The 18,310-nt window shown below is 46.6% G+C and carries 13 protein-coding genes; 9 read left to right on the top strand and 4 right to left on the bottom strand.

From position 1 onward, the window contains the following. Positions 1 to 50 precede the first annotated feature (50 nt). Complete coding sequence (locus BUB18_RS01090; RefSeq protein WP_073077169.1) at positions 51 to 2,438, top strand: penicillin-binding protein 1A; 2,388 nt, start codon at positions 51 to 53, stop codon at positions 2,436 to 2,438. An 88-nt stretch (positions 2,439 to 2,526) separates the two neighbouring features. Here the strand turns inward: BUB18_RS01090 and BUB18_RS28860 are convergent, their stop codons facing one another. Beyond that, positions 2,527 to 3,153 carry a DUF4139 domain-containing protein gene (locus BUB18_RS28860; protein WP_262487658.1) on the bottom strand — a complete coding sequence of 209 codons (627 nt, stop codon included), beginning with the start codon at positions 3,151 to 3,153 and terminating at the stop codon, positions 2,527 to 2,529. 5 nt (positions 3,154 to 3,158) lie between these two features. Beyond that, entirely contained in the window at positions 3,159 to 4,415 is a 1,257-nt protein-coding gene (locus BUB18_RS01080; protein ID WP_073077165.1) for a mucoidy inhibitor MuiA family protein, read from the bottom strand. Positions 4,416 to 4,580: 165 nt separating this feature from the next. On the opposite strand from BUB18_RS01080, the gene BUB18_RS01075 reads away from it, so the two are divergent. Beyond that, positions 4,581 to 5,747 (top strand): thioredoxin family protein, encoded by a 1,167-nt coding sequence (locus BUB18_RS01075; RefSeq protein ID WP_073077163.1) that lies wholly within the window; start codon positions 4,581 to 4,583, stop codon positions 5,745 to 5,747. 77 nt (positions 5,748 to 5,824) lie between these two features. Here the strand turns inward: BUB18_RS01075 and sucC are convergent, their stop codons facing one another. After that, positions 5,825 to 7,039, bottom strand: coding sequence for an ADP-forming succinate--CoA ligase subunit beta (gene sucC, locus BUB18_RS01070; protein ID WP_073077162.1), 1,215 nt, complete (start codon positions 7,037 to 7,039; stop codon positions 5,825 to 5,827). A 164-nt stretch (positions 7,040 to 7,203) separates the two neighbouring features. Here sucC and BUB18_RS01065 point away from each other — a divergent pair, with 164 nt between their 5' ends. From BUB18_RS01065 to BUB18_RS01035, 7 genes are all read left to right on the top strand, one after another. Further along, entirely contained in the window at positions 7,204 to 8,025 is an 822-nt protein-coding gene (locus BUB18_RS01065; protein ID WP_073077160.1) for a purine-nucleoside phosphorylase, read from the top strand. Positions 8,026 to 8,043: 18 nt separating this feature from the next. After that, positions 8,044 to 10,020, top strand: coding sequence for a putative porin (locus tag BUB18_RS01060; RefSeq protein ID WP_073077158.1), 1,977 nt, complete (start codon positions 8,044 to 8,046; stop codon positions 10,018 to 10,020). A 149-nt stretch (positions 10,021 to 10,169) separates the two neighbouring features. Further along, positions 10,170 to 10,559 carry an HYC_CC_PP family protein gene (locus BUB18_RS01055; protein ID WP_073077157.1) on the top strand — a complete coding sequence of 130 codons (390 nt, stop codon included), beginning with the start codon at positions 10,170 to 10,172 and terminating at the stop codon, positions 10,557 to 10,559. Positions 10,560 to 10,718: 159 nt separating this feature from the next. Continuing rightward, positions 10,719 to 11,264, top strand: a complete 546-nt coding sequence (locus BUB18_RS01050) for a heavy-metal-associated domain-containing protein (protein ID WP_073077155.1) — start codon at positions 10,719 to 10,721, stop codon at positions 11,262 to 11,264. A gap of 11 nt (positions 11,265 to 11,275) precedes the next feature. After that, positions 11,276 to 12,139: a hypothetical protein gene (locus tag BUB18_RS01045; protein WP_073077153.1), complete on the top strand. Its 864-nt coding sequence runs from the start codon at positions 11,276 to 11,278 to the stop codon at positions 12,137 to 12,139. 59 nt (positions 12,140 to 12,198) lie between these two features. Beyond that, positions 12,199 to 12,714: a helix-turn-helix domain-containing protein gene (locus BUB18_RS01040; protein ID WP_245805597.1), complete on the top strand. Its 516-nt coding sequence runs from the start codon at positions 12,199 to 12,201 to the stop codon at positions 12,712 to 12,714. Between the two features lie 414 nt (positions 12,715 to 13,128). Beyond that, complete coding sequence (locus tag BUB18_RS01035; RefSeq protein WP_178372058.1) at positions 13,129 to 14,754, top strand: L,D-transpeptidase family protein; 1,626 nt, start codon at positions 13,129 to 13,131, stop codon at positions 14,752 to 14,754. A 63-nt stretch (positions 14,755 to 14,817) separates the two neighbouring features. On the opposite strand, the gene BUB18_RS01030 is transcribed toward BUB18_RS01035, so the two are convergent. Beyond that, positions 14,818 to 18,162, bottom strand: coding sequence for a PKD domain-containing protein (locus BUB18_RS01030; protein WP_083549189.1), 3,345 nt, complete (start codon positions 18,160 to 18,162; stop codon positions 14,818 to 14,820). Between the last annotated feature and the right edge of the window lie 148 nt (positions 18,163 to 18,310).

Genomic DNA, 18,310 nt, shown 5'->3' with positions numbered 1-18,310 from the left:
TTGTCGGTCAACTCATAGCTGAGTTAGCCATTAAACAAATCAGAACGCGCATGAAAAAATCGGTGAAAATATTGTGGAGAGTGGCATTTGGGGTATTAGCATTTATTGTTCTCCTAATATTACTTATCAACTTCCGTGTGATCGGCAACATGCCATCCATGGAGGAATTGGAAAACCCACGCGCCGCACTGGCAGCGGAGGTGATTGCCGATGACGGAACCATCTTAGGAAAATATTATCAGGTAGACCGCTCCAGCAGCGACTATAATGAGATCTCCAAAAATGTGATCAACGCATTGATCGCCACCGAGGAAAGTCGCTTCTACGACAACTCCGGTATCGATGCCAAAGGTACTTTCGCTATTCCTTTCTACTTATTAATAGGTAAAAAACGTGGTTCCAGCACCATTACACAGCAGCTGGCCCTCAACCTCCAGGCAGATGCACTCGGTAAAAAAAGAGCTACCAACCCCATCAGTCGCGGGTTTCAGAAGTTACAGGAGTGGATTATCGCCATTAAACTGGAACGTAATTTTACCAAGCAGGAAATTTTAACACTTTATTTAAATACCGTTTCTTTCGGTGATAATGTATACGGTATTGAGAATGGTGCCCGCACCTTCTTCAGCAAGGATGCCGGCCATCTTTCTATTGAAGAAGCGGCCATCCTGGTGGGTATGCTGAAGGGAAACACGCTTTACAACCCGCGCCGTAACCCGCAAATGGCGCTGAGCCGCCGCAATACGGTGATCGACAACATGGTGGAAAATAAATTTATCACCGCTGCCGAAGCTGCTACTGCTAAAAGCAAACCGATTGTACTGCACTATAATAAAATTGACCATAATAAAGGGCTCGCACCTTACTTCCGCGAAGTACTGCGCGATGAGCTGAAAACCTGGTGTGCAGGCCATAAGAAGGCTGATGGATCAGAGTATAACCTTTACCGTGATGGCCTGAAAATATATACTACCATCAACCCACGTATGCAGTTATATGCGGAGGAAGCGGTGCGTCATCACCTGCAAACCCTGCAGAAATCATTGTTTGCACAAAACAATATCAAAACCGGCAGCGTGTGGAAAAACTGGCAGAAGGAGCTGAACAACTTCATGCAGGAATCTGACCGTTACCAGCAGATGAAAGAAGATGGTGCAGATGATTCCACGATTGCCAAGGCCTTTCGTACGCCGGTACGCATGAAGGTATTCGGCTGGAACAGCTATACAGATCAGGATCTGAACGATATTGATACCATTATGACCCCGATGGATTCCATCCGGTATATGCGTACGATTCTGCAGTCTGGTTTCATGGCGATGGACCCTGAGAGCGGTGAAGTAAAAGCATGGGTAGGTGGTCCGGATTTCCGCTATTTCAAAAATGATCACGTGGCTAAAACCCGTCGTCAGGTGGGTTCTACCTTCAAACCATTCCTGTATTGCTTCGCTATCATGAACGGTTTTTCTCCGTATACGATGTTGCCAAACGAGCCAATCACCATCGATGGCTGGAGCCCTAAGAACTCTGAAGGCAGCACTGGTGGTAGTATCACCATGGCGGGTGCGCTGGCGAAATCACTTAACCTCGTGGCTGCTTACCTGATTAAGCAGCTGGGGCCTAAGAACTTTGCTGACTTCGTAAAAAATAAAGTAGGTTTTACACCTAAGATTGAGCCATATCCTTCCATAGCACTGGGTGCCGTAGATTTATCACTGTATGAAATGCTGCGTGCCTATACCATGTTCCCGGCGCGGGGTATCAATACCAAACCAATTTACATCACCCGTATTGAGGACAGATATGGAAATATCCTGGAAACATTTGCACCCGTAAAACGTGAAGTAATCAGTGAACATGATTCTTACACCATGGTAAAAATGATGGAAGGTGTAACCGGCCCTGGTGGTACCGCGGCACGTCTGCGTTTCCGTTACAACATCCAGGGCGAAATTGGGGGCAAAACAGGTACTACCAACGATAATACCGATGGTTGGTTTATCGGTTATACACCTAAGATACTGGCAGGTGCATGGGTAGGTTGTGAAAACAATTACATCCATTTCTCCACCACCGCCATGGGACAGGGTGCCAACACCGGTCTTCCTATCTGGGCTTACTTCATGCAGAAAGTACATGCTGATCCTACTTTGAAGGTGACACCTAACGATAAATTCATCATGCCTGCCAGCATGGCCAATGAGAGTTATGAAGATTTTAACTCCAACGTAGCGCCAGGCGCCGAAGCGGAAAATACCGGCAATGGTACAGAGCAGGATTATATTGATGCTTCCGGTTATGGCGATGATTTTGCCACACCGGGTGCTGATAAACCGGAGGAGAAAAAGCCTGCTGCGCCTAAGAAAGAAGAGCCTAAGGAAAACAAGCCGGCTACACAGCCGCAGCCTAAGGCGGTGATGCCGAAGAAAGATCAGTAATTATATTTCACATATTGAAAGGGGGAAAGCGCGAATGCGCTTTCCCCCTTTCCTTTTCCCTCCACCGCAGGTGGAGGGAAAAGGAAAGCTAATTAACGTTCACAATTTGTCCCTTAGGATATGTTATTGCATATTTCAACTGCCGCTTTTGCTCCGTTGCAGGCGCTACATGCAGCTGCCAGGTGAGGATATTGGTTTCAGCGTCCAGTGCGGCGTCGCCATATTCTGTTTTGCTGATATCCATATCTGAGATGGTTTTGATCGGCAGCTGGTCCTCCACATTTACTTTAATAGGCACGCCCTTATTGTTTTTTACTGTTATTTCCCAGGTTCGGGAGAAGGTAACCCTGCTTCCAAGGAGGTTTTTCCGGCTCTCGTCTTTTTGCATCGTTCTGTTTACCACCACTTGCTTATCCTTACCCAGAGAGAGTTGCAGGGTGTCTGATACTGCCTGGAGGTCCAGCAGGGTTTTGCCGATATAGGTGCCTTCATAGAAGATGCTGGCTTCGCCGTCGAGCAGATTGAGGCTTTCCCAGTCGGTGAACGCGGCGGTGAGGAAGGCGGCCTTTTCCAGTTTAGGAACCGCGTAATATTGATAGGTAGCCGGTATTTCCAGTTCTTTTACGCCTACTACGTTGCTTTTACCGTCTGGTAAGATGGTATATGGGATAGGGATGTCGAATACGAAGGTGGTAGGGGTATATTGTTCGGTAATGTCTACTACTTTATTGGATCCACCTTTTTGGCGATAGCACGTTGTGAAGATGAAGTAATGCCCGCTACTTTACCCTGGAGTTCGTTCGTAATTCCATTGCTTACCACTACGGTTTCATTCAGACTCGTTGTGATAGGTATCATGTATACAAATGCGGCTGATGCAGGGCTTAATTCCTGGCGCTCATAACCTATGTAGGAAAACTCCAGTAGATTATTTCCAGCGGGTTGCTGCAGTTTGAACCTGCCTTGTGCATCCGTGGTGGTGCCTATGGTTCGGCCTTTCACCCGCACGGTTACGCCTGGCATGGGCTGACTGGTGGTACCGTCTGTTACTACACCCGAAACTTCGCCATTCACTGTCACCTGCGACCTCAGTGCCATGTTGAGATCGTCCACGGACCGGAAATTACGCAGGTACCATGGGCTCAGCGTAGGCTTGGTGTTGGATTCCTCCGGGGAGCCGCTGCTGAGGGCCAGCTTCACATTCTTCCATTCTTCACCGCAGGTTTGGAATACGTTGGCTTTATACACCAGGTTGATAGGGTTGTTGATGTCTTTTACACGGATATCATAGGCCGGAATCCAGCCGGCATTTTTCACCATGTAGGTAAGGGTAAGTTTGCCAGAGGCAGGATTTTTCGTTTGTACATTCAGGATAATATCGCTGGTGGGCGGCAGGTTATGGGCGCTGAACCGGCCCAGCTGCCGGTTGATTTTTTCGATCTGCTCCGTTAATTCCACCTGGTTGTTTTTGATTTCCAGGAGTTTGGCCATTACCTCGGAGAGCCGGCTGCGTTGCAGGTCCAGGGCTTCTTTCAGGTCAGCGGCTTTGAGGCCGTTGTCGCCGGTTACTACCTGGTTTTTCCCCAGCATCGCTTTCTCTTCGTTGTATACTGTTTCATTGTTTTTTTCCTTTGCCAGCTGCTGTTCCAGCTTCTTTTGCTCGGCTGCCAGCGCTTCGGTTTCCTCCAGGTGCGCCTGCAGGCGGAGGTTATTGACCTGCCGCGTTACAGAAAGGAGCGTGAAGTCGGCGGGAAGATTTACCTGTATGCTTTTTTCTTCCAGGTCGGGCGACAGCTCGCTGATCACAATCTGACTGGTGCCTTGTGGAACCGCAACCGTGGCAGAACGCTCTACCTGAGCGCCTTGTGTAAATACAGTTACCTTGTTGATAGTGCTGGGAATGGTTTGTTTTTTTGCTTGTGCGTTATTTTTAAGGGAGATGGCAAGCAGTACTGCCAGAAAAAGTACTCGATTCATGGGTATATTTTTAGTTGGAAGGTGTTCTATGAACGGGAATTTATTAGAAGATAAGCATTTTTATCTCCCTAAAAATAAAAAATGAGCTTGATAAGCTGATGCAGAAAGGATTTCAGGGGGATTTATTAGCTTCATATCACTTAAACCACCATTAAACCACTCAGAATGATGAAAAAAACTTTCCAGACCCTGCTTTTAGCAGGATTGCTGCCGTTGGCCACCTTCGCGCAGGATAGTACTCAATTTATCAAGGCCGGCTGGACAGAGCTGCTGGCGAAGGCTAAAAAAGAGCAAAAGCCGATTTTCGTGGATACCTATTTCGAAGGGTGCCATGCCTGTAAGGAAATGGAAGTAAAAGTTTTCCCGGGCAAAGAGGTAAGGGCCTATATGGAGCAAAACTTTATCAACACCGGTTTCGACGTATTTAAAGAGGATTTCGGTTTCGACCTCTGTTCCCGCTACCTGCTGCATGGCTTCCCTACCTACCTGATCATTTCGCCGGAAGGCAAGCTGGTAAACGTGGGTATTGGCTACAATGATGCGGACAGGTTCCTGAATTTCCTGAAGGAAACCACTGCCCGTTACAAAAACGGTAAGTATTTCTATGGATACGCCACCAATGTGAAAAAAGAGGGGCCGGCCTGGTACCAGGGGCTGTTCAACAAAAAGCGTGAATACCCTAAAGACTCTGTGCTACAGGAGTTTCTGGCCAAACAAAAGGATAAAACTGCTGAGCTGACTGTAAAAGCGATGGCACTGGTGAAGGAACTGCCGGCTGATTACAAGGATTATTACATGAAAAACAGGGTGAAATACCAGGAAATGTATGGTCCGGATATGAATAGCAGCATCCTTGCCAGGGTAATTGGGGCAGATATGAAGGAACTGGCGGGTGTAGCCTACGAGCCTGCTGCATTTGAGGCTTTCCTGAAAAAACATGAAGCGGAATACAAACCTGGTGGCGACTGGGATTCTGTAAAAGCCGAATTTGCAACACGGTATATCCTCAGGCAGAGTAAAAATGTGAAAGCCTACCTGGAATGGACTGTGGCCAACAGGGATATGAACAGCAACAACCTGCGGATGGTGAACTTTTACAACGGGCAGGATATCGCGAAAGACCCTGCGCTGAAGGACTTATATCTCCAGTGGGCAAAAATTGCGGTGAATGAAAAGGCCAGCCTGGAGCTGTTGAACAGCGCCGCTCATGTGGTAGGCGACCTGGATAAGGCGGCTGCAAAGCAGTACCTGACCTGGGCAGTGGCTAAGGCGGAAATGATGAACCTGACGGACATGGTTACACGCATTAATGCTAAAATTGCCAGTTTATAAACTTATGTTATAATTAAAAAGCCCCGTATCGGTTGATACGGGGCTTTTTAATTATATCGGGTTGAGAACCTTCTTAATTAAGCGCTTACAGCTTTGTTAACCAGGTCAGCAGCCTCGCTCAGGAGGATGGCAGACTGTACTTTCAGACCTGATTTTTCGATCAGTTCTTTTGCTTCAGCAGCGTTGGTACCTTGCAGACGTACGATAATAGGTACGTTGATGGTGCCGATGGACTGGTAGGCATCAATAACACCCTGTGCCACCCTGTCGCAACGAACGATACCACCAAAGATGTTGATGAGGATCGCTTTCACTTTAGGATCTTTCAGGATGATGCGGAAACCAGCTTCTACGGTTTGTGCGTTTGCAGTACCTCCTACGTCCAGGAAGTTAGCAGGCTCACCACCGCTCAGTTTAATCATATCCATGGTAGCCATTGCCAGACCGGCGCCGTTTACCATACAACCTACGTTACCGTCCAGTTTTACGAAGTTCAGGTTGAATTTACCTGCTTCTACTTCGGTAGGATCTTCTTCAGTGATGTCGCGCATCGCTTCCAGGTCCGCATGACGCATTAATGCGTTGTCGTCCAGGTTTACTTTCGCATCCACAGCGATGATTTTTTCGTCGCTGGTTTTAAACAGCGGGTTGATTTCCAGCATGCTGCAATCCAGACCAACGTATGCGTTGTACAGGTTAGTCACGAATTTTACCATGTTTTTGAAAGCCTCGCCGCTCAGACCCAGGTTAAACGCGATGTTACGCGCCTGGAAGCCTTGCAGGGCCATATTTGGTCTTACCCACTCTTTGAATATTTTTTCAGGCGTGCTGTGAGCTACTTCTTCGATATCCATACCACCTTCAGTGGAGTACATGATAACGTTCATGCTCTTAGCGCGATCCAGGAGGATTGACAGATAGAATTCTTTCACCGGATTAGGACCAGGATAGTAAACATCCTGTGCTACCAGTACTTTGTTTACCAATTTGCCAGCCTCGCCAGTCTGAATGGTAACGAGGGTACCACCCAGGATATTACCAGCGATGGTCTTAACATCTTCTGCATTTTTTCCTACAGCCACACCTCTCTGCTCTGTACCACGGATTTTACCCTTACCACGTCCACCAGCGTGAATTTGAGCTTTAACAACAGCAAATTCATTACCATAAGTAACCTTCAATTGCTTGTAAGCCTCGGCGGCCGCTTCAGGAGTTTCTACCGGAATGCCTTCCTGTACCGGTACGTTATATTTTTTCAACAGTTCTTTAGCCTGGTACTCGTGTAAGTTCATCGGAATAAAATTTGCCGCTAAAATAGGTCATTATGATTTAAATATAAAACGGAGTCATTTGTGAATTAAAAAATAACTTTGCGCCGGTTACGCCGTAATACGATATTGCAGTATATTTTGCGGCTAATTAATCATAAAATAATCGAATTAACGAAAAATAAAATATGAGCGAACTCAAAGATCAGATCAAAGCAGCGAGTGAATATATTAGCAAATTCTGGGAGGAACAGCCGGTTGCCGGCGTTATTCTGGGTAGTGGACTGGGCGGACTGGTAGAAGATATTGAAGATCCCATTGAGATCCCTTATAAAGATATTCCGCACTTCCCGGTTTCTACGGTGGAAGGGCACTCTGGTAAACTGATCCTCGGTTTCATGAACGATAAGCCAATAGTAGCCATGGCAGGCCGCTTCCACTACTATGAAGGCTTTTCCATGAAGCAGGTGACTTTTCCGGTGAGAGTGATGAATGCGCTGGGAATCAAAGCATTGTTCATTTCCAATGCCGCCGGTGGCATGAACCCCGACTTCAGCGTGGGCGACCTGATGATCATCCGGGACCACATCAACCTGCAGCCGGAGCACCCGCTGCGCGGACCAAACGACAACTCCCTGGGTCCACGTTTCCCGGACATGAGTGAGCCATATAATAAAGACCTGATCTACCGCGCCGTGGAAATTGCAGCCATGAACCAGATCGACCTGCATTCAGGCGTATACGTAGGTGTACAGGGGCCAACTTTCGAAACCCGTGCAGAGTATAAATATATGCACATCATCGGCGGTGATGCCGTTGGGATGAGCACTGTTCCTGAAGTAATTGTAGCGGCTCATTGCGGCCTTAAAGTATTTGCAATGAGCGTGATTACCGACATCGGCATCCGTGAAGAAGAGAATACAATCACCCACGAGGAAGTGCTGGAAGCTGCACATGCGGCAGAGCCAAAACTGACGCTTATCTTTAGTGAATTAATCGGGCAATTATAAACATATTGTCATTTTCGGATGAGATTTCTTATTATCACAATCCTGCTACTGGTAGGTGGGCAGCAACTGATGGCCCAGTTCAATACTAACCGCCTTGGTAATATGGGCGGTGGCGGTGGTGGCGGAAAAATGACCCGCGATACCGGTCGCCATGAAGAAGAGCCAGATACACTTACGCTTACCTACCGCTACCTGGGTGAGCCTACTGATTTCACTATAGACTCCTCTATAGCTGATTTCAATATGCAATACCTGAAAGTACCGCGTTCTTACATGACCACCGGCAACAGTGGTGGCGCCGCCCGTAACCTCATATTTACGCCTTTCATGAAAGCAGGCTTCGATGCCGGATTCCATGCGTATGATGTATATGGCCTTACCCATGCGGATGCACGCTTCTATAATACTACCCGCCCATATACGGAAATGAACTATCTGGTAGGCAGTAAACAGGAGCAGATCATCGGGGTACAGCATACCCAGAACCGTACTAACCGGTTCAACTTCGCCTTCGACTACCGAAAGGTGAACGCCCCGGGATATTATAAATCCCAGACCACCAACCATAATACCTATCGCCTCTCCGCCAGGTATCAGTCGAAAAATAAGCGGGCCAATTCCTATATGGACTTGTACCACAACAACCTGCAGGGCGGTGAAAATGGTGGTATCAGAAGTGATTCGTTCCTGCACAATTCTAATTATAGTAACAGGAGAACCATTCCTGTTAACCTCGGGAATGATAACTCTTCTTCCTATAACTTCTTTACCACGAGTATTCCGGTGAAGTCGCAGTACAGGCAAACAGGCTTCCTGTTTCAGCAGCAATACGACTGGGGGCGGGGAGACACCATTCACGTGAATGATACTACGGACTATTATAAGTACGATCCCTTTTTCAGGGTGCAGTATACCTTCAACTACCTGAACAGCAAATACGAATTCACGGACGGACTGCCGGATACGGCGTTTTATCCGCTGCATTACAATATACCGGTACGCCCGCAGGATTCCTCTGTTTTTGCCCGCCATCAGTGGCAGCTGTTGTCCAACGATTTATCGCTGGTGCAGTTCCCTGTGCGTGGTAACCTGGGGCATTTCATCAATGTAGGTGCCCGGTTTGAGAGCTGGCAGGGAACTTTCCTGGATGCGGATATTAACTTCAGTAACCTGGCGCTCCACGGGGAATATCGTAATAAAACGAAGAACCAGTTATGGGATTTCTCTGCGAAAGGAGAGTTTTACCTCGCAGGTCAAAATATCGGGGATTATAGTGTAGGTGGTATGTTGCGCCGGCATTTAAATGATTTATTGGGAGATATTAAGCTCTCTGTAAATAATGTGAACCGTGAGCCGTCATACGTCTACAAGTATTTTAACAGCAACAGAACGACGTGGTATAACGAGTCGCTCAACAAGGAAAACATTACGCAGCTGCAGTTTGCAGCCGATAATAAAAAGCTGAAGTACAACCTGGCGGTAAACTACTTCCTGTTTACCAACTATACGTATATGCAGGACTATTACCACAGTGCGCAGTACAGCTCGTTGTTTAACCTGTTGCAGGTGGTATTTAGCAAGAAGTTTACCTTCTCGCCGTTTAGCTGGTACGTAGACCTGGCATTCCAGCAGGTACATGGGGAAGGGCCAATGAACGTGCCCGCCTTCTGGACGCGTAACCGCCTGGCCTATGAGAAGCGGTTGTTTACCAACCTGAATCTCATGACGGGTATTGAGGTGCGTTACAACACGGCTTACTACGCAGATGACTACTCGCCGCTGATGGGCCAGTGGGTATACCAGCAATCCCAGAAAATCAAGTACCAGGCACCTGACCTGGATGCATTTGTGCATTTCCGTATTAAATCCTTTAATGCATTTGTAAGGGCAGAGAACCTGAATACACTGTTTGCGACCAGTAACTATGCAGCACCGCTGTACCCGTATAATAACTTCGATTTCCGACTAGGCATCAGGTGGTGGTTTATTAACTAACATCTATATATGTCTGACAGTTAATATATAGATAATTAATTCAGAGAAAACCGTAGCTTCGATTGCATTCACCAATCGATCTCCGGTTTTTTCCTTTGGTGTAAATCTGTTTGAGAAGCAGGCAAAATGGCGTACATTTGTACCGTAACATGAAGAAATTTTTTGCCATATTATTTGCTGCACTGTACATCACGCTTACGAGCGGGTTTGCAGTAAACGTGCATTATTGCATGGGCAAACTGGCGTCTGTAGATCTGCAGTCGGCACCTGCCGATTATTGCGGTAAATGCAAGAAGTCAGTAAAAAATATGGGCTGTTGCAAAGACGAATTTAAGTTTTGCAAGGTTACAGAAAGTCATCATGGTGCTGCTGCCGTAATACAGGATTTTACCGCTGTTGCTGATATGCAATTGCCGGTAAGAGTATTACCTCAGCCAGTAATTGTTTCCCTCCATCCGGCTCTCCAGGCCGTACCTCATGGCCCACCTGACCAGCGGGATGTACCACTGTTTCTCCAAAACTGCACTTTTCTGATCTGATTTTATAATAATGCCGCGTCGTATCCGCCACTCGTGGTGGGTAGTGACAATTTATTACCCGGAGGAATTGAAGGCCTTCGGCCTTCAATTCCTTCGGGATCAGGCCAACCGAAGGTTGGCCTGATCCCGAAATCCTAAACATTTTTAAAAAATCAGCTCATGAAATTTTTAGCAATAATCGCTTTCGCTATAGGAATTACTTTCAGTGCCAAAGCACAACAATATAAAAAAGCAGCGGTACAGGCTACAGGTCTTACCTGTGCCATGTGTTCCAACGCTACCCTGAAATCCCTGGAAACACTTCCATTTGTGGATAAGATCGATACGGACCTGGAAAACACAACGTTTATTTTGTTCTTCAAACCAGGTGCTAACGTGAACATTGATGCCATTAAGGAAAAGGTGGAAGACGCCGGATTTTCTGTAGGTAAGCTCACCATTACCGCCAGCTTTAACGATACCGAAGTGAAGAATGATACACACGTTCCTTTCGCGGGCGGTACTCTTCACTTTATGGATGTGAAAAATCAGGTGCTGAAAGGTGACAAAGACCTCATTGTAATTGACAAGGATTTTATCTCTGCCAAACAATTTAAAAAATATCAAAATGAAACCAGCATGGCCTGCTACAAAACAGGTATGATGGGCGATTGCTGTCATTCAGATAAAACAGCTTCCAACAGGGTTTATCACGTTACTATCTAAACCACGGAAGTATGAAAAGGATTTTATTCACAGTGATGACTCTGCTGGGCATTACTGGTATTGCCAGCGCACAGGAATTGTATGTTAATTCGGAGCCGGCCAGTAATATGGCGGCCAGATCACTCGGGTTCCGGCTCACGGGAAAAGGCATGCGAATGGACTACGACGGTAGTAACGCCATTCGCGTAGAGCCGGAAGTGATGTTCGGCATCAGCAAAAAGTTAATGGTGCATGTAGCCGGTTATGGCTCCAATATGATGCAGTCCGGTTTCAGAATGGAAGGTGGAAGTGTATATGCGAAATACCGCTTCCTGTCGCAGGATCAGCAGCATTCGCATTTTCGTATGGCCGCATACGTTAAAGGCGCCGTGATCGATAATCCGTTTATGCCCACCACTGGTAATCATCAGTCGTACGTGAATTACGACCTCGACCTGGATGGTAATAACAGTGGGGTGTCCGGAGGGTTGATCGCCACGCAGCTGCTGCATAAACTGGCCTTGTCCACCACAGTGGGTTATACCCGTTACCTGAATAATGTGAATCACAATATTCCTGACGGATTTTCCAGTAATGCCGTGAATTATAGTCTCAGCGCCGGTTACCTGCTGCTGCCGGTAAAGTATAAGAGCTATAAGCAAACGAATATGAACCTGTATGTGGAACTGTTAGGAAAAACAAATGCAGGAGGAGCAGCGCTGGCCAGGGGTAACTACCTGGATATAGCACCTGCCATCCAGTTCATATTCAACAGTACTACCAGGCTGGATCTCTCATACAGAACCCAGCTGGCCGGAAACATGGACCGGAATGTGTATAATTCCTTCCTGGTGCGTGTGGAACATAACATCTTTAACGTATTTAAAAAGAAATAACCGCCATGGCAACGACCGAATTATACATAAAAAATATGGTCTGCCCGCGTTGTATAAAGGTGGTAAAGTCTTTACTGGAAGCAGAAGGACTCGAGGTGGCAAATATGGAGCTTGGAAAAGCTTCGGTAAATGGACAGATAGACGCGGAACAGCTGAACCGATTGATTCCTGCCTTGCAGGAAGAAGGATTTTTGCTGATAGATGATAAAAAACAGCAGCTGGTAGCTGCCATCAAAAGCATCATAGTAGACACCGTTCATTATACTGACCTGGATGATATGAAGGAAAACTTTTCTACTTTATTATCTACCAGGTTACAGAAGGATTATCATTTGCTGAGCAGTCTCTTTTCAGAGCTGGAAGGTACTACCATTGAGCAGTACATTATTCAGCAAAAGATTGAGAAAGTAAAAGAGTTACTGCGATATAATGAACTTAGTTTAAGTGAAATTAGCTACAAATTGGGTTACAGCAGTGTGGCACATTTGTCGGCCCAGTTCAAAAAGGTGACCGGACTTACACCCAGTCAGTTCAGGCAAACGGATGCCGGGCGGATACCTTTAGATAAGATCTAATACAGATTTTTCGAAAGTCTGCTACATCGACAGTAACGCAATAAATTTTGCGGGAAAAACAGATTCTTCGAATAAATCCTATCAGCAATAATATTTGGGGCGGCAGCCATCCAGCGCGAAGCGCGGCCCCCCGATGGCACCGAAGTTGTCATCATTCAACTTAGTTGTTTTAGTTTTAGTTTTTAAGAGGCTGCTAATCGTGGCAGCCTCTCTTTTTAAAAATGTGAAGTATGAAAAAGGTATTGAACGGTATATTAAAAGTCTTGAAATCACTGTTTGTCAAGAAGGACTGCTGCCGCTAAAAACTGATTTTTGAATTTTTGAGCACAGTATTTGCAAAATGCTATCTTTACTAGCGATTTACTGCAGATGATGAACAAAAATTTATTTTACGTTTTTTTATGTGGATCTGGAGTGTTACTGTTGTTATCGTGCGGACATAAAAAGAAGCACACGGCCCCAAAGCAAAAACAAATTGTAGCCAACGTCAGACAGCTCGATGAAGTGGTAAAAGAAAGTATCACAGAGCGTCTGTCCCTTATCTCCGACAATGAAGGATACCTGGAAGATAGTATCCTCGCTTTCAGACCCCAGGCGCTGGAAGATTTTTACCAACAACATGAAAATGCAGCCAACTGGTCCGACCACGGCAAGCTGCATCCCCTGGCGGATTCCATGATGTATTACATCCGGAATTCCTATGATATCGGGTTGCCGCCAGCCAGGTACCATGCCAAAGCACTGAATGCTGCCATTGAGCAACTGCAAAACGATGCCACTGCTAAAAAAGATGCAGCCTTGTGGGCAAAAGTGGATATCCTGCTTTCAGATGCATTCATGAAAATGACTTCGGATCTGCACTACGGTGCGGGACCACGGGATAGCATTACTCTCCGGGCAGATTCCCTGTACAGCGATGATTTCCTGAAGGAAAAGTTACAGCAAATATTGCAGGATGGTAGTATCAGCACTGCTTTCGAAGGACTGGAACCTACACATGCCGGTTACCTTTCCCTGAAAGAGGCCATGATAAACTTCCGGGAGAAGTATACCGACGTGAGTTGGGATACGCTACCTTCCAATTATACCGATACACTGTTGTTCCGCCAGCTGCTTGCCAACAGAATGGTGCAGGGCGGCTACCTTGATACGGCAGGGGTGGAGGTAGTGGACACGGTAATGTTAAAAACTGCCGTGAAAAAATTCCAGAACGAATTTAATATCTACCCGGATGGCATTGCCGGAAAACGCACCATCACCGCACTTAACCGGACAGCGGAAGACTGGGTGCTGCAGGCAGGTATAAACATGGACCGCTGGCGCAAGCTGCCGGATACCATGCCGCGTGAGTATATTATGGTAAACGTACCCGGCTATACGTTGCGCGTGGTGGATAGTGGAGAAGTGATGCTGGAATCGCGCGTGATCGTAGGTACACCACGTACCCGCACACCGTTGTTGAATTCCTATATGAGCAACTTCATGCTGTTCCCTTACTGGCGTGTGCCTTACAGCATTGTGTTTAAAGAAATGCTGCCGGCCATTCAGCGAAATGTTGGTTACCTCGCCTCAAAAAATCTGGAAGTAATTGATAAAGATGGCAATGCGGTGGACCCGCATACCATTGACTGGAGTAAGCTCAGCAAAAATCATTTTCCATATGTGCTTCGTCAGATGGACGGTGTGGATAACTCACTGGGTATAATGAAATTCAATTTCAGGAATAAATACAGTGTGTATCTGCATGATACGAATAACAGGGGACTGTTTAAGAACTCTATGCGTGCCATGAGCCATGGTTGCGTACGTGTACAGCAGTGGGATAGCTTGTCGCAATACCTGGTGAGGATGGATACAGCCTCCCACAAAGGAGATAGTATAAGAGTATGGATTGAGCGCGGAGAGAAAAAGCAGGTGGACCTGACCAGAAGGATTCCTATTTATCTGCGTTACTTTACGGCAGAAGGGAGAGATGGTAAGCTGATTTTCTTCGATGATATTTATGCAGAAGATAAGGTGTTGAGAAAATCATTACAATAATATCCAGTAGTGTGCAGCTACCTGTAAGAGGCCCGGCATTGAAAGCTCCGGGCCTCTTGCTTTTTATTTAAGCAGCGTAACAGTTCCTTTTAAAATCCGCTCTTGTCCTTCCAGGTTTTTGTATTGGATCAAATATACATAGGCACCCACATCCTGCAGGATGCCGTTAATGCGGCCATCCCATCCTTTCAGCGGATTATTGGTGGTAAAGATTTCGCCTCCCCACCGGTTATAAATGCTGAATCGTAATAGCTGTTGACCGTGATAATTTATGATCCTGAATACATCATTTTTGCCATCACCGTTGGGCGTAAATGCGTTGGGAACAAAGAGTTCCTGGGAGCAGGCAATCACCCGGATCTGTGCCGCTGCGGAGCCACAGCTATTTGTAACACGTACTGCATACATACCTTCATGCGTGACCGTTATAAAAGGTGTGGTTTCGCCACTATGCCACTGATAGGTCTGGAAGCCGGGCCCGGGCGTCAGGATAAGTGGTTTGCCAGGCATCAGGCAGCTATCCTTACCGAGACTGATACCCGGAAATTTTACTGTTGTTAGGTGATTGATATAGATACTGTCGCACCCCTTATAGGTCTGCAGTTTTACAACGTAGGTACCTGATTTGTTAACGATCGTGCCATCCTGCAGCTCATACCCATTCGATTCACAGAACTCTGCTGTTACCTCGAATTTATAGGTTGGGTTGACTATGAGGTGGGTGGTAATGATACTGTCGCATCCCTGATAACTCCTGAGTATGGAAATATAATCTCCGGAAGTGTTGACAGTATTGCCTGTGGGTAATGTATAGGAAGTGCCTTCACAGATTTCTGCCGATGTTTCTGATACCGCGTTTATCACATTTACGGTGGAAATGATGATACTATCGCAAAGGAATTTATAGGTTTTGAGATGGGAGGTATATACGCCAGCCGTGTTTACGATGCGCCCGTCGGGCAGTGTATAACTGGTACCATCGCAAATATTGATGGTTTCGGAGGTATTATAATCCGGATGGTAGCTGATATTGGTGGTGATAATGCTGTCGCAATCGTATAGTGATCGGAAATGGCTGGTATACCGGCCACTGGCTGTTACCGTACGTCCATCAGGAAGCACCACGGTGCTGCCGCGGCAGATGGTAGTATCCACCGTGGAATAGTAAGGCTGGTTTACAATTACGGTGGTGATGATAGTGCTGTCGCAGCCATAAATATTGGGTAGTATAGTGGTGTAATCGCCGGCTATGCCTGTGATGGTACCATCAGGGAGCGTGTATACGTTACCGTTACACACATGTATTATTTTAGTTTCCCGGCTTCCGGTACGGATAGTAATGTTCCTCGTATAGGTTATGGGAGAAGAGCAAATACCGGTAGCAACTGCCGTTACTGTATAGTTGCCGGATTGTGCATAAGTATGGGTGGCGGTAATATCAGTACTGGTTTGGCCATCTCCAAAATCCCAGCTGACGGCCGTAGTGGTAGTATTCACTTTGAATGTAGTACCGGCTTGCAGGCAGGTGTCGACTACTTCTATCTGGTATTGACTGGCTTGTGTTACTACATTGGTGGTGATGGTGCTGTCGCATTTGCTGACCACCGTTTTGAGAACAGAGGTATAAGTGCCAGGGGCGCTGACGATACGGCCGTCGGGCAGCGTAACGGGCTCATTGTTGCATATGGGTAGGGTTTGCAGGGTATTATATTGTGGTAAGATGCGAAGGTGCGTGCTGATAATACTATCGCAACCGAACATGGAGCGGAGGGTACTAGTATAATCACCGGAGGTATTTACGATACGGCCATCCGGTAATTTATAGGTAGTGTTGAAGCAGGTCTCTGCATTTACTGTCACCTGGTACGATTCATTCAGTACCACTGTGGTGATGATGGTACTATCGTTGCCACAGCCATCTTTCCGGGGGATAACACTGGTATATACCCCTGCAGTATTTACCTGCACGCCATCAGGCAGCGTATAGGTGCCACCGTTACAAATCGATATTTTTTGTTGTGTGGTAATAGGTCCGTTTATTTGAATGATCGCCTGGGAGGTGCCGGAATTGCATGGGCCGGAATAGTGCGCAGTAACGGTATAGGTACCTGCCGCGGCGTATTGGTGTGTGGCGGCAATGCCAGTACCGGTGGTACCGTCACCAAATTCCCAGTTAATGCCTGTTACAGTACCTGGAGCGTTCAGTGTAAGGGTGGTGGGTTTATTGACACAAGTATCCGTGTATTTGATACCCATGGCGTCATATACGTAGTCGGTCATAATGGTTGGTAAACCTACGAGTACCATGCCTGGCGACAGGTTCATGGAGGCGTATTTGAAATCACATCCCATGCCTAATACATTCGGCTGTTCTATGGTGCTGAGGAATGGTGTGCCATTGTTGAAGCCTGACTCTCCTGAAACGTAAATTTTTCCATCAGGACCAAGTTGCATGGCACCAAATGCCACATTGGTGCTTTGATAAACCAACAGTTTGGAGGCATTAATATTTGTTGCCGTGAGGTCGTATTGCATTAACGTATAAGGTTGCAGGGCGGTAGTGACGTAAAATATTTTACTGTCCGGCGAAAACTCAATACCATAAGCCTGGTTCCAGTTGCCAATGCTGGTGATTACGCTGCCAACGGCGCCGGTTTGATTGTTGAACTGAAAAATTTCACAAAATGAATTTAGGGTAGGCATCACCTGGTTACCACGAAGATGTGCCAGCATTTTACCATCCTGCGATACTTTGAGAATACCTGCTGCTCCCCATGCCGTATAGTCGTTAGGAATTGGGGTGCCTGTGGCATAAATGGTAGGTGCAGATACCCCGGCAGCAGAAATTAGGTATACATAAAAATTATTGCTGTTCATGGTGGGAGTTATCAGCCAGTAATCCACATTATTGCAATGCTTTGTTATGATAAATTTTTCCGTGCTCAGATTGTCTGGCAGAATAGGGACGTTTTTAACGCTGGTATTGATATCACCATATCCGCTATTGCGTGTCATGTCTATTTCGGAGTATCGGACTCCTTTTTTCACCATGGTCGTGAAAATGAGGTATTTATTGGGGTGCCCGGGCCATGGCACCGCAATGGCGGACTGACAGGCACTATTGTCGCCCATCAAATTGGTTCCGTTGGGCATCACCTGGTGCCTGGCATCGTAGACCTTTACCCCATCGGAGTAAAATTGCAGGCGGCCGTTGGCATCGGAAAGGCTGGTTACACCTTCCCGGGAATTCATCTGGCCTCCGCTTACTACTGAGGCGGGCGTGGTGTTAAACGTGATGCCTGCACCCTTTCCAAAGAACCAGTTATTCCCCTCTTTTTGGGCAATGAGCGTAGTGGGTGCAGCAATGATTACAAGGCACAGGAACAAAAATATTCTAATCTTCGACATTTGATAGGTAGGAAAAATACAGCCGCAATATTAGGTGTTAGGTGCCATTCTTTTAAATATAAGGTGTTATTATATAAAAAGACCCCGGTTAGTCCTTGACTAGCCGGGGCTTATATTTTAAGCACCTTTCAGGTGAACTTATCTTGGT

Source organism: Chitinophaga jiangningensis (assembly GCF_900142605.1).
Lineage (GTDB): Bacteria > Bacteroidota > Bacteroidia > Chitinophagales > Chitinophagaceae > Chitinophaga > Chitinophaga jiangningensis.
This window is presented reverse-complemented; position numbering and strand designations above follow the sequence as displayed.

Excerpts from the sequence above, each read along its gene's own strand:
- BUB18_RS01065 (WP_073077160.1), top strand. The coding sequence starts at position 7,204 with ATGAGCGAACTCAAAGATCAGATCAAAGCAGCGAGTGAATATATTAGC.
- BUB18_RS01050 (WP_073077155.1), top strand. The coding sequence starts at position 10,719 with ATGAAATTTTTAGCAATAATCGCTTTCGCTATAGGAATTACTTTCAGT.
- sucC (WP_073077162.1), bottom strand. The coding sequence starts at position 7,039 with ATGAACTTACACGAGTACCAGGCTAAAGAACTGTTGAAAAAATATAAC.
- BUB18_RS01090 (WP_073077169.1), top strand. The coding sequence starts at position 51 with ATGAAAAAATCGGTGAAAATATTGTGGAGAGTGGCATTTGGGGTATTA.
- BUB18_RS01080 (WP_073077165.1), bottom strand. The coding sequence starts at position 4,415 with ATGAATCGAGTACTTTTTCTGGCAGTACTGCTTGCCATCTCCCTTAAA.
- BUB18_RS01075 (WP_073077163.1), top strand. The coding sequence starts at position 4,581 with ATGATGAAAAAAACTTTCCAGACCCTGCTTTTAGCAGGATTGCTGCCG.
- BUB18_RS01030 (WP_083549189.1), bottom strand. The coding sequence starts at position 18,162 with ATGTCGAAGATTAGAATATTTTTGTTCCTGTGCCTTGTAATCATTGCT.
- BUB18_RS01060 (WP_073077158.1), top strand. The coding sequence starts at position 8,044 with ATGAGATTTCTTATTATCACAATCCTGCTACTGGTAGGTGGGCAGCAA.
- BUB18_RS01055 (WP_073077157.1), top strand. The coding sequence starts at position 10,170 with ATGAAGAAATTTTTTGCCATATTATTTGCTGCACTGTACATCACGCTT.
- BUB18_RS01045 (WP_073077153.1), top strand. The coding sequence starts at position 11,276 with ATGAAAAGGATTTTATTCACAGTGATGACTCTGCTGGGCATTACTGGT.